A 15672-nucleotide genomic window follows, 5' to 3' on the forward strand; every position below is an offset into this window, starting at 1 on the left:
TTAGATATAGCCCCTTTCACGACCAAAGCAAAGAAAAATCAGACAAAAACTTATTCTATCCATAACTTTCAGCGGATAAAGCTTTTGATTTAATTTGATATTTAACATGATTTTCACATTTTAACTTGGATTAAAGCACTTTAAGCCCAACCTCACTCAAGGCAAGCAATTGTATCTTTTTGCAACACACCCAACAGACTGATTCAGAATATGTTATTTGTATTTCTAAGCCACATAATGACATTAATAAAGTAACAATAAGGAGTCCTTGCATGTCTCTACGCTTCTCGCATAAGCCGAATTATTTTTTATTTGCCCAGTTACTGGTGCGACATATCCAAGATTATGTCCAGAAACACCCCAATATAAGTCAGGTCGCTTTTGACTTGCGCGATATCCATGCACTGTTTCAAGAGGATCATGCCTCTTCCAGCATTAATCTGGATGGCATCATGAATATTGCCGATGAATACAAAGTAGAAACTTTATCTGGTGATCAGAGGCTGATCCAGCGCTATAGCATTGATGGAAAAAATACCAAGCTAATGATCGACTTCAATCCTGAAGCCCTGCATGGCCTAAAAGAAGGCAAACCATTGATTGAGCCGGATGCCACCATTCAGGAATAAAATTCTTCCCCAATAAAAAAACGATGCTCAGGCATCGTTTTTTTATAACTCAAAAGCATTTATATAACATCAAGCTGAATGATCACTGATTTCCTCAGTCTTTTCTGCCAACTTGCGCTTGCTCTTCTTTACATAACGCTGTGCAGGCCAGCTCATGATAAAGCGCGCACCACCCAAGCTCGGACTTTGATCCACATGAATCTTGCCACCAAACCAGTACGCAATCCGGCTGACAATGGATAAACCCAAACCATAGCCACCCGAAGCACGGGTGCGGCTGTCATCCAGCCGGGCAAAGGCTTCAAAGACCCGGGCACGATCCACTTCCGGAATTCCCGGGCCATCATCTTCAACAGAGACATAAGCCTGACCATCCTGATCCAGACCACCACTGATCAGCACCTTATTGTCGCAATAACGTACCGCATTGCCGACCAGATTCTGAATTACGCGATGCAGATAACGGCGTTCTGCCTCAACCACCACATCAGGCATTGAATGTAGCTCAATGATTTTCTGGGTTTTTAATGCTTCAGTTTCCAGAGCTACCTGATTCAGCACTTCAAACAGATTGACCTTTTCAAACTCGATCGAAGGCATGCCCTGTTCTAGCTTGGCATAGGTCATGATCTCGTCAATCAGGGTATTCAGTGCTTCAATATCTTTATCAATCTGTTCGACCTGTTGCAGACGATAATCGTAATCATCTTCATCTGCCATCATTTCCACACCAAAACGAATCCGCGCCACCGGTGTACGAAGTTCATGCGACACCGCACGCATCAGTTCACGCTGGGCTTCAATCAGGCGCTGAATATGATCAGACATATTGTTAAAGCTAGAGGCCAGCGTTGCCATTTCGTCACTTCCTTCTACAGGAAGACGCAATGACATATTACCGGTTTTCATTTTGTTTAAGGCATAGCTGACTTCACGCAACTTGCGCTGCATTGGCACCAGCAAACCATACACCCCCAGACTCAGCACAAACAGGCTCAATAAGGTAATACCAGTCGCTAACTGGAATGGCATCCAGTTAAACAATGGCACCGGCCCCATCACCAAGACTTGTGAGGTCGAACCTGGAATTGGCGAAATAATTGAAATGGTGGTGCCACGGATTGAGGCACTATCCCGATACAGGATAATACTGTGATCAAGACGCAAGCGCCCGATCTGCTCGGAATCTAAAGGTAAGCTCTGTACGTTTTCAATCGATACCGGATAAGAAAAATGATCCTGAATAGCGGACAGATATTCTTTTTCCTGACCTGGATAATAGACCAGATAGTCCAGAATAAAGACCGGCAGCGCCTTCATCTGGCGCTCGGTAATACTGTCTGCCTTTATATACAGGTAATGATTCGGGTCATCGCGCAGCCCCACCACAATATAGGCAATGCCGGTTTTGGCATCCCAGCGCACCACGGCTTTACGATCTGCAATACGGCGACCTTCAGCACGGGTGATATCCACCTTGCTGGCTTCTACATAGTGAATTGGCAATTCCAGCAAATCAGAAGCATCGGAAACCCAATCCATCTTTTGCTGAAGATTTGGCTGGCGCGCGACACCCTCACTGATGATATAGGCCATACCATCAGTCAGAGACTCACGATATTCTTGCGCACGCTGATAGTTGATAATCTGTACCAACAGATAGCCGAACACAGCCACCAACACGACAAGGATGACGAGTCCTGCGTATATACGCAAAAATATACTGTGTTTAAACACCTATAGTTTATCCTGCTCGTTCAAGCAACAACGTACATTTGCTTAAATACCATTAGTTTCTTTAACGAATAGATAACCTTTACTACGCACGGTTTTAATACGCTTCGGATTCTCTGGATCGTCACCAATTTTTGGACGGATACGCGAAATACGCACATCGATTGAACGATCCTGACCATCATATTCGATGCCACGTAAACGCTCGAAAATATCTTCGCGGGAAAGAATACGGCCAGCATTTGATGCAAGCAACCACAACAGGTCATATTCCGCACTGGTAAAATCAACCAGATCACCATTTAAAGTAACTGAACGACCACCATTGTCGATGACCAGATCATCAAATTCGATACGCTGTGCCACTTCATCTTCAGGCACCTTGTCCGTACGACGCAGTAATGCACGAATACGTGCCAGCAATACACGTGGTTGTACCGGTTTAGCGACATAGTCATCGGCACCCATTTCCAGACCCAAGACCTGATCCATGTCCTCAGTACGCGCAGTCAACATCAAGATCGGTTGATGATAATGCGGGCGCACTTCACGACAAATGGTCAAACCATCCGCTCCTGGTAACATCACATCCAGCACCACCATATCTGGCTGCTCAGCGATAATCCGGCGAATGGCACGGTTACCATCCGGCTCCACCCCAACCTCAAGTCCATTACGAATGAGGTATTCTTGCGTTAAACGAGCAAGACGCTCATCATCTTCAACAATTAAAATCTTGGGTAACTTTTCTTCTTGGCTCATGTATTGCCCCTTATTTGGTGGATCTACGCTATAGGCGTATCCTTTTGAAATCCAATAGATACGTTTTTAATATGCTTGCAATATACACACGTTTACATTGTAAACAAGATAGCGTTCACCAAACTGATACATCAAGATAGCATTTTGTAATATTTTATCGTGCATTTTTTGGGCAACTATGCTTGAAACAGTGATTTAGATCTGATTTGTGATTTACACAACTATTACATGAACAAAATATGACTGCTTGATTCAGCACTTTTTAGTTATCCACAATGTTATCTATAAGCACTTTCCCGGGACTTTGTTATGCTATGCCTTGCCTGATAAGGCTTATACAAAAATCAATAAAAATAGCGATATTTTTACAAGGATTAAAGCAAAACTTAAGAAAAATATTTAGCTAAATGTCAATATTGATCTACCCTAAATTTTCCCGTATCTTGTGTTCAATTAATTTTAAAACCACTAGGTCTTGTGTTTATTCCTCAAACACTGTGCATGAAACTTGCCCAGTTCAAACGGTCCATAAACATAAAAATAGATGACAATGGAGCTATGCTAACATGAGCGTAATCACTTCAACTCCTGGTCAACTTCAGGTGATTAAACGCACCGGTGATGTTGCCGCTTTTGATGCAGAAAAAATTTCTGTCGCAATTGGTAAAGCGTTTTTGGCGGTTGAAGGCCAGCAAAGCGCTGACTCGAGCCGAATCCATGATCGTATCGAGCAACTGACGGAAATGGTACTGAATACCTTTAAACGTCGTTTACCTTCTGGCGGAACGATTCATATCGAAGAAATTCAAGACCAAGTTGAACTTGCGCTAATGCGTACGGGCGAACAGAAAGTTGCACGCTCTTATGTCATTTACCGTGAACAACGTTCTGAAGCACGTAAACAGTTAGGTGCACACCATCACCCGACCCTGCAAATTACCGATGCTGAAGGCCAACTTAAGCCACTTGATTTAAGTGCTTTAACTGCGCATGTTACTAAAGCAGCAGAAGGCCTTGAAGGAATTGATGTACAAGCCATTGTCGATGAGACCGTGAAAAACCTGTACAACGGTGTAAAAGAGTCTGACATCTCCACCACCATGATGATGGCCACCCGTACCCGGATCGAGCAAGAGCCGAACTACACCTATGTGACCGCACGTTTGTTGCGTGATGATCTGGTGGCGACTGGTTTGAAATTCCTGGGTCTGCCTACGGATACGCATGAAGGTGAAGCACTTGAAACTTTCCTGAAAAAAGGGATTGAGCTTGAGCTTATTTCACCAGAACTGCTTAACTTTGATCTGGCGAAACTGGCAGCGGCGATTCAACCAGAACGCTCAAACCAGTTTACCTACCTAGGTCTACAGACTTTATTTGACCGCTACTTCATCCATTCCGATGGCGTACGTTTCGAATTGCCGCAATTGTTCTTTATGCGTGTATCTATGGGCTTGTCGCTCAATGAAGAAAACCGTGAAGAACGTGCCATCGAGTTCTATAACTTGTTGTCTAGCTTCGACTATATGGCATCGACGCCTACCCTGTTTAACTCAGGTACGCTTCGTCCACAATTGTCGAGCTGCTACTTAACCACCATTGATGATGACCTGTATGATATTTATGGCGCAATGCGTGATAACGCCATGTTGTCTAAATGGGCAGGCGGTTTGGGTAACGACTGGACACCAGTGCGTGCTTTAAACTCTTACATCAAAGGCACCAATGGTAAGTCGCAAGGTGTAGTTCCATTCCTTAAAGTCGCGAATGATACGGCTGTTGCGGTCAACCAAGGTGGCAAGCGTAAAGGTGCAGTTTGTGCATATCTTGAAACCTGGCACCTGGACATTGAAGAATTCCTGGAACTTCGTAAAAACACCGGTGATGACCGTCGTCGCACCCATGACATGAACACAGCGAACTGGGTTCCTGACCTGTTCATGCAACGTGTATTCGAAGATGCGGAATGGACATTGTTCACACCTTCTGAAACCCCAGATCTACATGATTTGACCGGTGCAGAATTCGCTGAGCGTTATGCTTACTACGAAGGTATTGCCAAAGAAACAAACATGCTGCACAAGAAAATCCGTGCAAAAGATTTGTGGCGCAAAATGCTGTCGATGTTGTTTGAAACGGGTCACCCGTGGATCACATTCAAAGACGTATGTAACTTACGTTCACCGCAACAACACGTTGGTGTAGTGCACTCTTCTAACCTGTGTACCGAAATTACGTTGAACACCAGCAAAGAAGAAATCGCGGTATGTAACTTAGGTTCGATTAACCTGGTTCAACACGTGCAAGGCGGTGTACTGGATCGCGAAAAACTGGCACGTACAGTAAAAACTGCTGTGCGTATGCTCGACAACGTGATTGACATCAACTACTACGCTGTTCCACAAGCACGTAATTCAAACCTGAAACATCGTCCAGTCGGTATGGGTATCATGGGCTTCCAGGATGCTTTATACGAAATGAACCTGGCGTATGGTTCTGATGCTGCGGTTGAGTTTGCTGATGAATCAATGGAAGTGATTTCGTACTACGCGATTTCAACTTCAAGTGATTTGGCTGTTGAACGTGGTACCTATGAGACATTTAAAGGTTCATTGTGGGATCAGGGTATTTTACCAATCGACTCACTGGATCTGGTTGCAAAAACACGTCCTGAACGTATGTTCGAAGTTGACCGCACTCAACGTTTGGATTGGGACACTTTACGTGCCAAAGTTCAAAAAGACGGTATGCGTAACTCAAACGTGATGGCGATTGCGCCAACTGCAACGATTTCTAACATTTGTGGCGTGTCTCAATCGATTGAGCCTACTTTCCAGAACTTGTATGTGAAATCGAATCTGTCTGGCGAGTTCACCGTGATTAACCCGTACCTGGTACGTGCGTTGAAAGAACGTGACCTTTGGGATGCAGTAATGGTCAACGACCTGAAACATTTCGAAGGCTCTGTACAGAAGATTTCCCGTATTCCTGAAGAGCTTAAAGCCATCTTCGCGACTGCATTTGAAGTAGATACACGTTGGATCGTAGATGCTGCGTCACGTCGTCAAAAATGGATCGATCAGGCTCAGTCTCTGAACCTTTACATCGCTGGTGCAAATGGTAAAAAACTGGACATCACTTATAAGATGGCCTGGTTACGTGGTCTTAAGACGACTTATTACCTACGTGCATTGGGTGCGACTTCTGCTGAGAAATCTACAATCAACACTGGCGCATTGAATGCAGTTAAACCTGCAACTGTTGCGGCTCCTGTTGTAGCAGCAGCTCCTGTCGTTGAAGCACAAAAACCTGAGGCTTCTGTAGAGGAAGAAGGTTTTGCGCAAGCAGCTCCAGTGCCAATGGCATGTTCAATTGACAATCCTGATTGTGAAGCTTGTCAATAAGCTTCGCTTGACCTCCCCTAACCCCTCCAAAAAGGAGGGGGATCACAGCTCAGTCATCTGACATGTGAAAGTCCCTCTTTTTAAAAGAGGGATTTAGGGAGATTAAAATAACAAACAAAGGAAACCTCAATGCCTCATATGACTCATAACTACATGTTAGGACTTGCGGCATTGCTGATCTCCTTTGCTATTACCTTTTACGCACCACTTGCTTATTTCTGGTTCAAACTACGCCAGCAGCGTAAGCAAAATAAGTAGTGAGGATAGTGCTGCTGTATAAATTCACAGCATTCATCGACAAAACTTAATTTTGCTTACACAAATTAAGCGTATAGTAAGACATCTCAGCCAAGCTGAATGTCTCATAAAAGATATAAAGCAACGTAGAGAGAATTGATATGTCTATCCTAAGTTGGGACGATTTCGAAGATGATTCGCAAAAACCGGCTGCTCCTGAACAGCAGCCTGCGCCCGTCGAGCCGCAAAAAGCGACTAATTCACAGATGGTATCTGATGCAGGCAACGCATCGCCGGATGTGGCAACTGCACAACCCCTTAGAGCCACTCAAAACCGAGGATCAAATCCAACCGATTCGCTGGCAAGAGCATCTGCTTCCCTAGAACAACTTGATGTTGCTCCAGGTCTGGAAGAGCTTGAAATGGGTGCACAGCGTGTACAGGTTGACGACAAGGCGATGATCAACTGTCGTGCCGACTTGAACCAGCTTGTTCCGTTCAAATACGAATGGGCTTGGCAAAAATATCTAGACGGTTGTGCCAACCACTGGATGCCACAAGAAGTCAACATGAACCATGACATCGCACTTTGGAAGTCTGAAAACGGCCTGACTGAAGATGAACGTACCATTGTCATGCGTTCACTCGGTTTTTTCTCGACTGCCGATTCACTGGTTGCAAACAACTTGGTATTGGCGATTTACCGTCACATTACCAACCCTGAATGCCGTCAATACATCTTGCGTCAGGCATTTGAAGAAGCGATTCATACACACGCTTACCAGTATTGTATCGAATCGCTCGGTATGGATGAAGGCGAAGTCTTCAACATGTACCGCGAAGTTCCGTCAGTGGCACGTAAAGCAGCGTGGGGTCTGAAATATACCCAGTCTTTAAGTGATCCTACTTTCAAAACCGGTACACCTGAAAATGATCAAATCCTGCTGCGCAACCTGATCGCATTCTACTGTGTACTTGAAGGGATTTTCTTCTACTGCGGTTTCAGCCAGATCCTGTCAATGGGTCGTCGCAACAAGATGAACGGTGTTGCCGAGCAATTCCAGTACATCCTGCGTGATGAGTCAATGCACCTGAACTTCGGTATCGACATGATCAACCAGATCAAGATCGAAAATCCGGGTCTATGGACGACTGAATTCCAGGAAGAAATCATCCAGATGATTCTTGAAGGTACGATGCTGGAAATCGAATATGCTCGTGACACCATGCCACGCGGTGTACTTGGCATGAATGCTGGCATGATGGAAGAATACCTGAAGTTCATTGCTAACCGTCGTCTGGCGCAGTTAGGCTTGCCTGAACAGTTCGCTGGTGTGAACAACCCGTTCCAGTGGATGTCAGAAATGATGGACTTGCGTAAAGAGAAGAATTTCTTCGAAACACGTGTTACGGACTATCAGACTGGCGGTGCGTTAAGCTGGTAATTGGAAATATCACATAATATATAAAGTATTATGAATAAAAAAACCGCCATTCGTGGCGGTTTTTTTATCGACTGAATTTAATGATCATTCATCCTCTTCTTTTCATTGTTTGCATTAAAACTCCTTCGTCACACTCAACCCCGCACTCCAATTTCGCCCTTCTGCCGGTTCAAAAAAACGGCCATTGCTTTCATTCACGATTACTGAACCTGAATAATCTGTATCAAACACATTATCGACACGTGCAAAAGTATTCACCGCCCAATCCTGCATTTTCCAGTGATAACCAACATTCGCTGCAGTCACGACATAACTTGGAGCAGCATCAGAATTTAAATCATTCACATACATTTTGTCGCTATAACGAAGGTCGAGTCCTGCCTGTAGCCCCTGATCAGGCTTCCAACCCAGACATAAAAATGCCTGATTTTTAGCAATCCCTGGAATATAGTTCCCTTCTGCAATCGCAGCAATTGCCCCAATCGCAGGAATATCTGCATCAAAAGTCGCATCAATATAGCTATAACTGACTTGTGTGGTTAGGTCACGCCACAGCTGTTTGTTCCAGGAAAGTTCCACCCCTTTTCTGAAGGTTTTATCGGCATTACGGAAGGTTGAACGTCCACCATCACTACCGGCAGAGACAATGTCATTTTCAGTTTGGGTCTGGAAAGCGGCTACAGTAAAGTCACCGAAGCGATTAGCGGACTTTAAGCCAATTTCATAAGTTTCACTTTCTGCTGCCTTTAAACTAAAGCTACGGTTTTCGGCAGTATTTGCAGGATAGGACATTTCGGTAAAGGTTGGCGTTTCAAAACCTTGCGCATAACTGGCATAGGCCATTAATTCAGGTCGAATTTGCCAGCTCAAGGCCGAAGTAGGCAGTAATTTCTGATAATCTGTTTTGCCTGAGTGATCGCCATTGGAAAGGAATTTATCTTCTGATTTAAAATGTACATTGCTAAAGCGTAGGCCGGCATCAAGCGTCCAGTTTGGCAAGAATACATAAGAGGCTTGCAGATAGGGATCAAGGTTCCACAAGCGATTGTCTTCATCTCGGCGCAGTTCGCCTTTAACCCCCAAGCGATCACCTAAAAAGTTTTGATAGCCTTTGCGTTCTTCACTCATGGCATCCACAGCGAGACCTGCAATCAGTTGAAGATCAGGAACAATCTCCCTACCCGTCCAGCGCAGATCCGCACCATAAAAATTCCGGTCGAAGTCAATTACACCACCTGCATGATTGATTCCAGCTTGTGCTGTACGGGGAATCGACTGATATTGCGTGACTTCACGCTGTCCCCAATAGGCCATCCCATAGAGTTCATGCTGATCATTGATCGGCTTAGTCCAAGTTAAACCCGTTTGCAACTGTTCGATATCTTTACGTGCATGATATAAACGGACATTCGCAGCGACCTGTTTCGGGTTGGCCTGCCACTGTTCGCGAGTTAAACCACCCGGGTCATCGGCAGCAATTTTCACATAGTTATTGATCCAGTTGATTTTAGAACCATCATCCAGCTCCCAGGTCAGCTTGGCATTGCTTAGAACTTTATGCGCGCCGCTATGCTCCCGGAAACCTCCAGTATCAAAATAGGATGAGCTGATGATATAACCCGGCTCATTGGCATGTTCTGAACCCCCTTGCACAACCAGCTTGGTCTGGCCTTTATGTTGACTGCCGGCAGAATACCCCAGCTCAATCGAGTCAGCACCTTGCCCCTCTCGCGTGGTGGTTAAAATCGTTCCGCCTGAAGAGTTACCATACAGTGAGGAAAAGGCACCACTCAATACTTCGATATGATCCAGACTATTTAAATCAATATTCGAGCTTTGCCCCTGTCCATCCGGCATGCTGGCTGGAATTCCATCCACATATAAACGCACCCCACGCACGCCAAAACTGGAACGCGCACCAAAGCCACATATCGAAATTTGTAGGTCTTGTGCATAGTTTTCCCGATTATTGAGTTGTAAACCGGGAATGCCTTTTAAAGTTTCCGACAGGTTCACATTCATGCCCTGATTTTGTTCTTGATTGAGATAATACACTGATGCAGGCGTGGTCAACTGCTCCCGGTCGGTACGGGTCGCCTGCACAATAATGGGCGCAAGTTTTTGTACTTCTGTCACCGCATTCTGTGCGTATAGCGTCTGGCTGATACAGGCGATTAAAGCGGATAAGGTGGTTTTTATCGGCAGATGTTGAAGTCGATGCTGCATCATATTCGCTTCCTGATCACATGATGACTCAGAAAAATAGGTCTGGCTGGAACATATCTATTTATTCTATTCAGTCAGCTGGATCGTCTATGTTCAGTGGATTCGAGTTATCTTTATAAAATCAATACAGAAATTTTAATTTTAAAATGCTGAATAATGTGGTTTAAATATTGAAGTCATGGATCAAAATGCTCTTTGAATTTATGCAATATTGTCCAACATAAATGGTTTCTTTGACATTCTATTGCTTTATAAAGCTAATGATGACTTTATGAAACAAATCAACAGCATTTCTAGCAGACTTTGCCAGAATCTGTTATCTGAATAAAAATGAATCATCAAAAACCGATGCTTCGGGCTTTATGTTGGCGACTGCATCAATCTAAAATGGTTCGGCGAATAAATTGCATCACTTTAAAACAATAATCCAGCTTAATAGACGAGAACAAGCATGAAAGGTTCAATCCTTGATTTTTCTATTCAACACAATACCGGTTTTATCTCGGGGGATGATAATCAGCGCTATAGCTTTAATGGCGCGGACTGGCGTAGTGAGCGTCCACCTTCGCGTGGCGATCGGGTCGATTTTATTGGCAACAGCACAGGTGAAGCCTCTGAGGTGTATCTGGCCTCAGGCAATTCTATTTATATGGGAGAAAAGATTTCCAGTCAGCTGGGTAAATACTCCAATCTGGATCAGGCCGAGGAAAATTACAGCAGCATTGACTGGTTTGTAAAATGTCTGACCAACTATGCAAACTTTTCTGGCCGCGCACGCCGTAAAGAATTTTGGTTCTTTATGCTGTTTTGTGTAATTTTAGGCATTATTGCGGAGGTCATTGATCAAGTCTTAGGCACTCAACCACTGCTCAATGGCCTGCTTAATCTGGCACTTCTAGTCCCAAGCCTGGCCGTTGGCGCTCGTCGTTTGCATGATGTAGGACGCTCTGGTTGGTGGCAATTACTGATGCTGACCGTGATTGGTATTCTGGTGCTGATCTGGTGGTGGGCAACTGAAACCAAGCAACAAAATAATGAATATGGTGCTCCAGCAAAATAACTGAATCTTACAAATCCCGTCTTGATGCGGGATTTGTTTATCGCTTATTTAATGAGTAAATATCAACAAAATCAGACCTTCTCCATGCTGCAAGATCAATTAGTGAAATTTCCAGATGCTGTATGGGTGCAAATCTACAAAGATAAAATGCAGCTGATGAATATGGATGGCACGATTATACATACCCTGCTACCCGATGTGCCTTATGCCCATCCTCGGAGCATTATTGCGGACTTTGATGCCGCCTCAGGAACACTGAAGCAACTTTTACCCTCATCGGCCATGAAGATGCTATTTGGTTCTATTGCGCTGCTGCAAATTATGGATGTTCCTGAAGATGGTTTAACCGAACTTGAAAAGCGGGCATTACTGGAACTGGGTTATGAAAGTAAGGCACAAAATGTCATCCTGTTTGACCATGCCGGAAATGCCTTGACCAAAGACCGAGTCCCCCCCCAACATCAGATGACGATCATCAAAATTTTGCTGGTGATCATTATTATGGTGGTGTTGGCATCAACCTGGTTTTTGACGCTTTAATTCTTTTAGCCCAAATTAAAAAATCCCGCACTGTGCGGGATTTTTTAATCTCAGCAGCTCAGTATGACCTAGCTGCTTTCTGCCTCAGAACCATCACGACCGTTCATAAGACTGTTTCATCTTCACTTAAAATAATTGAGCAACTGGTCAAAGTGGTCTATTTGATATTTGGGTTGTGCCAGCGCTAACTCTTGCTGACTGCCATAGCCATAGCTCACTGCAATCGAGTCAATGCCATTATGACGTGCGCCAAAAATATCGTATTCACGGTCACCGACCATGATGCAGCCTTCGGCCTTTAAATGTTGCTGTTCTAAAATATACTGAATCAGCTCACCTTTATTGGTTCTGTCACCATTGAGTTCGCTGCCATAAATTTCAGTAAAATACTGAGCCAGATCAAAATGCTCTAAAATCTGTTTGGCATAAACCGTCGGTTTTGCCGTAGCGACAAACAAACGATAACCACGGCGTTTCAGTTCTGCCAACGTTTCTGCCACACCCTCGAAAACGTGATTTTCATATAGGCCTTTCACTGCAAAACGTTCGCGATAAGCCATCAACGCCTGCTCAGCCAGAATATGATCGGTCTCGATATTTAAAAGTTTGGCCAGCGAGGCTTTTAAGGGAGGACCGATAATCCAGTCGATATTGATCTCATCGCTAATCGGATGACCCACCTTTTCCAGACCGTAACGCGCAGACGTGGTGATCCCCACTTTAGGATCAGTTAATGTCCCATCCAGATCAATTAAAATATTCTTAATCACAGCCCATCCCCTCTCATCAGCACCGATATAAATTAATATCGAGAGTTCATTCAAATTTGCCTATACTAATGTAATTTTAGTGAATGAAGGACATCATTTTGCGCCCTACCGTACTTTGCTTTTCCGGTTTAGACCCTTCAGGTGGAGCCGGTCTTCAGGCAGATATTGAAGCCATTGGTCAAAGTGGTGCACATGCAGCAATTGCCTGCACAGCCCTCACCATTCAAAATTCACAGCAGGTTTTTGGTTTTGAAGCGACATCTAAAGAGCTGCTGCTGGCTCAGGCCAATGCCGTGGTGAATGACCTGCCAATTCGCTGTATTAAATCTGGCATGTTAGGCACCACAGAGAATATCGCAGCACTGGCGGAGTTTTTGACTGCACATCCGGACTATCTGTATGTACTCGATCCGGTTCTGGTGGCAAATAGTGGCGGTTCATTGGGCAATCAGGCGACACTGGTCAAAGCATTTACCCAACTAATTCCATTGGCTACCCTTCTAACTCCGAATACGGTTGAACTGCGTGCTTTAACAGGTGAAGAAGACCTACAGCTGGCCACTCAAAAACTATTTGATATGGGTGCACAAGCAGTTCTGGTTAAAGGCGGTCATGAAGATACGCCGGATTATATTCAGAACAGTCTGTATATCGCGGGCAAGTTGATTAATGAGACCCGCTGTCCACGTCTGGAGGGTGAATATCATGGTTCGGGTTGTTCACTGGCCAGCTTTATCGCCGGGCGTCTGGCCATGGGTGATCAACTCAAAACGGCGGTACAGCATGCAGAAACCTGGTTGTTTGGGGTATTAAAAATTGCCGACATCCCTGTTCCGAATGGTCAGAGAATTCCAAAACGCTTTTAAGATGATATTTTTTTAAATTCAAAAGCCTGAATGATTCAGGCTTTTTTATAGCGTTTATTTTTATGCAGGATATGACTATTTAAGGGGAATGACTTTGCTTACATAGGTCGGCAAATTCCAGGCACCGCCGGCAAAGCCTTTGCATTGTACGGTCAGACTACTGAAGCTTTTGACAAATTTCTTGCCATTCCAGGCCCATTCGTCCTGACTCAGACAATCGCCCAAACCACGTACTTTATGCCCGGAAAATATCTGGCCTTGGCTAAAGGTTTCTCCCGAAGTCGTCACCAGCTGTTTCAGTTGCTTGTTTTGGTCCATTAGCCAGAAGCCACTACCCATATTATAAGCCCCGCGCCAGCATGGAATCTGAACCAACTGATTTTGGGCATTAATGGGATAAATCGTCATGACGTCATCATCTAGAAAACGCTGGCTAAACAGCAAATCACATTGATCCTCGTTGGTGGTGGCTTTCAGTTTTCGAATCATCTGCTGACTGGCTGCCGTATTCAGTTTCGCTTGAGTGATCTTGCCTGACTGATATTTGGGTATCACAATTTGCGGGATCGTTGCGGCGTTGAGTACCGCTTGACTGGATTTTTTTCCAGGCTTGATCAAGGCTGAGGGCGTAGAGAGGCGGCGCTGAAATTCATCCATCTTCAGCAAAACGGCACTGGCTCCGGCTGTCGACAAAGTCCAGCGTGATTGTGCATTCTTAAATATCACTGGATCCGTGCCTTGAACTGCTTTTAATAAGGCTTGTGTTTGTGCACGACTCAGTTGACCTATCCCTTGCTGATCTAAACGAATAACACCATAGGGCTTGCCCGCGATTTGTAACTGAAGCTGAGCTGTCGATGTTGCAGCTTGCAGGGGTAAAATTTGGACTTTTGCTTGTACCGCACTGGTCGTTTCTGCTGCGCGCATCAATAAAACTGAAACTGGTCGATTAATCTCCTGATCCGACTGATAACCAGAAGCGCGGCAGGTACCGGTATTGTCGCAGGCCATTTCCCAATCTTTATGTGAAAAATGCAGCCCCTGAATGGCAGCAAGACTTAATGAGCTGATACTGGCCAGACCAAATGCGACACTCATTGTTTTGATGCTGTCTATCCATTGTTGTTTCATTATTTAGTCCTTAAATTGTATTCGGCCAGCCTAGTGCGGCTTCCTCACTGGAAGGTTCCAGCCGACCACTTTGACATTCTGCACATTTGGATTCCTCGCTTCCTGCTTCGGGGTATCGATCGAATTTTCTAGCCTGTCAAAGGTCTGAATTGCACCGTCCCACATCCCGGCTCCCTGACGATAGTCTTTGAGTATATTCAGTTTTTGCTGAATGGTGTCCTGATAAAGCATGCCTGTAATCATTTACCAAGATATTGCACTTAATTTTTTGAGCTTATGACTTAACTGACGCTTTTGATCCTGCGCATCTTACGGGTTTCGAGTTGTACCGGTACTGAGGTATGTTGATGCAACAATTGCCATCGTCCCTGCTGCTTGCTGAGACACATACTGACCCGGCACCAGCCCAACTGGAAAATCGGCTCAATTACCGCATAATTCACCCGAACATAGCCATCGACCAAGGCTAAATCAGTGCTCACATGAATATTGATATCTTGACGCTCTATCCGGATTCCTTCAGGTATAAAAGGCCGATATTGCAGCCAGAGCGCCTGATAGGCATCTATGCCTTTTATTTCAGTACTGACATCGACCAGACGAATCTCCGGTCGGCATAATTGAATAATATCCTGGATCTCCAGACTGCATATGGCATGGTCCCATTGCTGAAGAAATGCCACGACTTCCTGACTCAGTTGTTCATCCCCAAAAACCTGCATAAAGTCCCCCTCAATCAGGTATTCAGACCTGAAATCGGAATTAAAATTGTCCCCAATTTCTGGTCTTTTGCTTTTCTTATTTTGATTATGCTCAAGCACTATAATTGCTTGGCTATCCCCTTTGTGTTATTCACTGCAATTCATCT

At 44.7% G+C, this 15672-nt stretch carries 14 protein-coding genes; 7 read left to right on the plus strand and 7 right to left on the minus strand.

What is annotated here, in order from left to right; genetic code table 11:
• Nucleotides 1-272 precede the first annotated feature (272 nt).
• Nucleotides 273-629: a hypothetical protein gene (locus FTV30_RS10110; RefSeq protein WP_100329152.1), complete on the plus strand. Its 357-nt coding sequence runs from the start codon at nt 273-275 to the stop codon at nt 627-629.
• A 69-nt stretch (nt 630-698) separates the two neighbouring features.
• Here FTV30_RS10110 and bfmS read toward each other — a convergent pair whose 3' ends face one another.
• Together bfmS and bfmR are read right to left on the minus strand one after the other, a co-directional pair.
• Nucleotides 699-2366, minus strand: a complete 1668-nt coding sequence (bfmS, locus tag FTV30_RS10115; RefSeq protein ID WP_005097929.1) for a sensor histidine kinase BfmS — start codon at nt 2364-2366, stop codon at nt 699-701.
• A 42-nt stretch (nt 2367-2408) separates the two neighbouring features.
• Nucleotides 2409-3125: a response regulator transcription factor BfmR gene (gene bfmR, locus FTV30_RS10120; RefSeq protein ID WP_005097931.1), complete on the minus strand. Its 717-nt coding sequence runs from the start codon at nt 3123-3125 to the stop codon at nt 2409-2411.
• A gap of 566 nt (nt 3126-3691) precedes the next feature.
• On the opposite strand from bfmR, the gene FTV30_RS10125 reads away from it, so the two are divergent.
• From FTV30_RS10125 to FTV30_RS10130, 3 genes are all read left to right on the plus strand, one after another.
• Nucleotides 3692-6529, plus strand: coding sequence for a ribonucleoside-diphosphate reductase subunit alpha (locus tag FTV30_RS10125; RefSeq protein ID WP_100355592.1), 2838 nt, complete (start codon nt 3692-3694; stop codon nt 6527-6529).
• Nucleotides 6530-6658: 129 nt separating this feature from the next.
• Nucleotides 6659-6787: a hypothetical protein gene (locus tag FTV30_RS16505; RefSeq protein ID WP_005169615.1), complete on the plus strand. Its 129-nt coding sequence runs from the start codon at nt 6659-6661 to the stop codon at nt 6785-6787.
• A 140-nt stretch (nt 6788-6927) separates the two neighbouring features.
• Nucleotides 6928-8211: a ribonucleotide-diphosphate reductase subunit beta gene (locus FTV30_RS10130; protein ID WP_005169603.1), complete on the plus strand. Its 1284-nt coding sequence runs from the start codon at nt 6928-6930 to the stop codon at nt 8209-8211.
• Nucleotides 8212-8325: 114 nt separating this feature from the next.
• On the opposite strand, the gene FTV30_RS10135 is transcribed toward FTV30_RS10130, so the two are convergent.
• On the minus strand, nt 8326-10437 hold the full coding sequence (locus tag FTV30_RS10135; RefSeq protein WP_180001541.1) for a TonB-dependent receptor: 2112 nt from the start codon (nt 10435-10437) through the stop codon (nt 8326-8328).
• A gap of 451 nt (nt 10438-10888) precedes the next feature.
• Between FTV30_RS10135 and FTV30_RS10140 the strand changes: the two genes are divergently transcribed.
• Together FTV30_RS10140 and FTV30_RS10145 are read left to right on the plus strand one after the other, a co-directional pair.
• Nucleotides 10889-11497, plus strand: coding sequence for a DUF805 domain-containing protein (locus FTV30_RS10140; protein ID WP_074383468.1), 609 nt, complete (start codon nt 10889-10891; stop codon nt 11495-11497).
• Nucleotides 11498-11521: 24 nt separating this feature from the next.
• The gene (locus tag FTV30_RS10145) at nt 11522-12037 is read left to right on the plus strand and encodes a hypothetical protein (RefSeq protein ID WP_074383469.1); all 516 of its coding nucleotides are present in this window, start codon (nt 11522-11524) and stop codon (nt 12035-12037) included.
• Between the two features lie 122 nt (nt 12038-12159).
• Here FTV30_RS10145 and FTV30_RS10150 read toward each other — a convergent pair whose 3' ends face one another.
• Nucleotides 12160-12807: an HAD-IA family hydrolase gene (locus tag FTV30_RS10150; protein ID WP_100329157.1), complete on the minus strand. Its 648-nt coding sequence runs from the start codon at nt 12805-12807 to the stop codon at nt 12160-12162.
• Between the two features lie 98 nt (nt 12808-12905).
• Between FTV30_RS10150 and FTV30_RS10155 the strand changes: the two genes are divergently transcribed.
• Nucleotides 12906-13673: a hydroxymethylpyrimidine/phosphomethylpyrimidine kinase gene (locus tag FTV30_RS10155; RefSeq protein ID WP_100355901.1), complete on the plus strand. Its 768-nt coding sequence runs from the start codon at nt 12906-12908 to the stop codon at nt 13671-13673.
• Nucleotides 13674-13748: 75 nt separating this feature from the next.
• Here FTV30_RS10155 and FTV30_RS10160 read toward each other — a convergent pair whose 3' ends face one another.
• The 3 genes from FTV30_RS10160 to FTV30_RS10170 are packed head-to-tail and all read right to left on the minus strand — an operon-like array spanning nt 13749 to nt 15526.
• The gene (locus FTV30_RS10160; RefSeq protein WP_180001532.1) at nt 13749-14804 is read right to left on the minus strand and encodes a DUF1176 domain-containing protein; all 1056 of its coding nucleotides are present in this window, start codon (nt 14802-14804) and stop codon (nt 13749-13751) included.
• A gap of 30 nt (nt 14805-14834) precedes the next feature.
• Nucleotides 14835-15035, minus strand: coding sequence for a hypothetical protein (locus FTV30_RS10165; protein ID WP_244881220.1), 201 nt, complete (start codon nt 15033-15035; stop codon nt 14835-14837).
• Between the two features lie 50 nt (nt 15036-15085).
• The gene (locus FTV30_RS10170; RefSeq protein WP_180001533.1) at nt 15086-15526 is read right to left on the minus strand and encodes a nuclear transport factor 2 family protein; all 441 of its coding nucleotides are present in this window, start codon (nt 15524-15526) and stop codon (nt 15086-15088) included.
• Nucleotides 15527-15672 lie beyond the last annotated feature (146 nt).

Origin of the sequence: Acinetobacter sp. YH12255 (assembly GCF_013417355.1) — a bacterium.
GTDB lineage: Bacteria > Pseudomonadota > Gammaproteobacteria > Pseudomonadales > Moraxellaceae > Acinetobacter > Acinetobacter pseudolwoffii.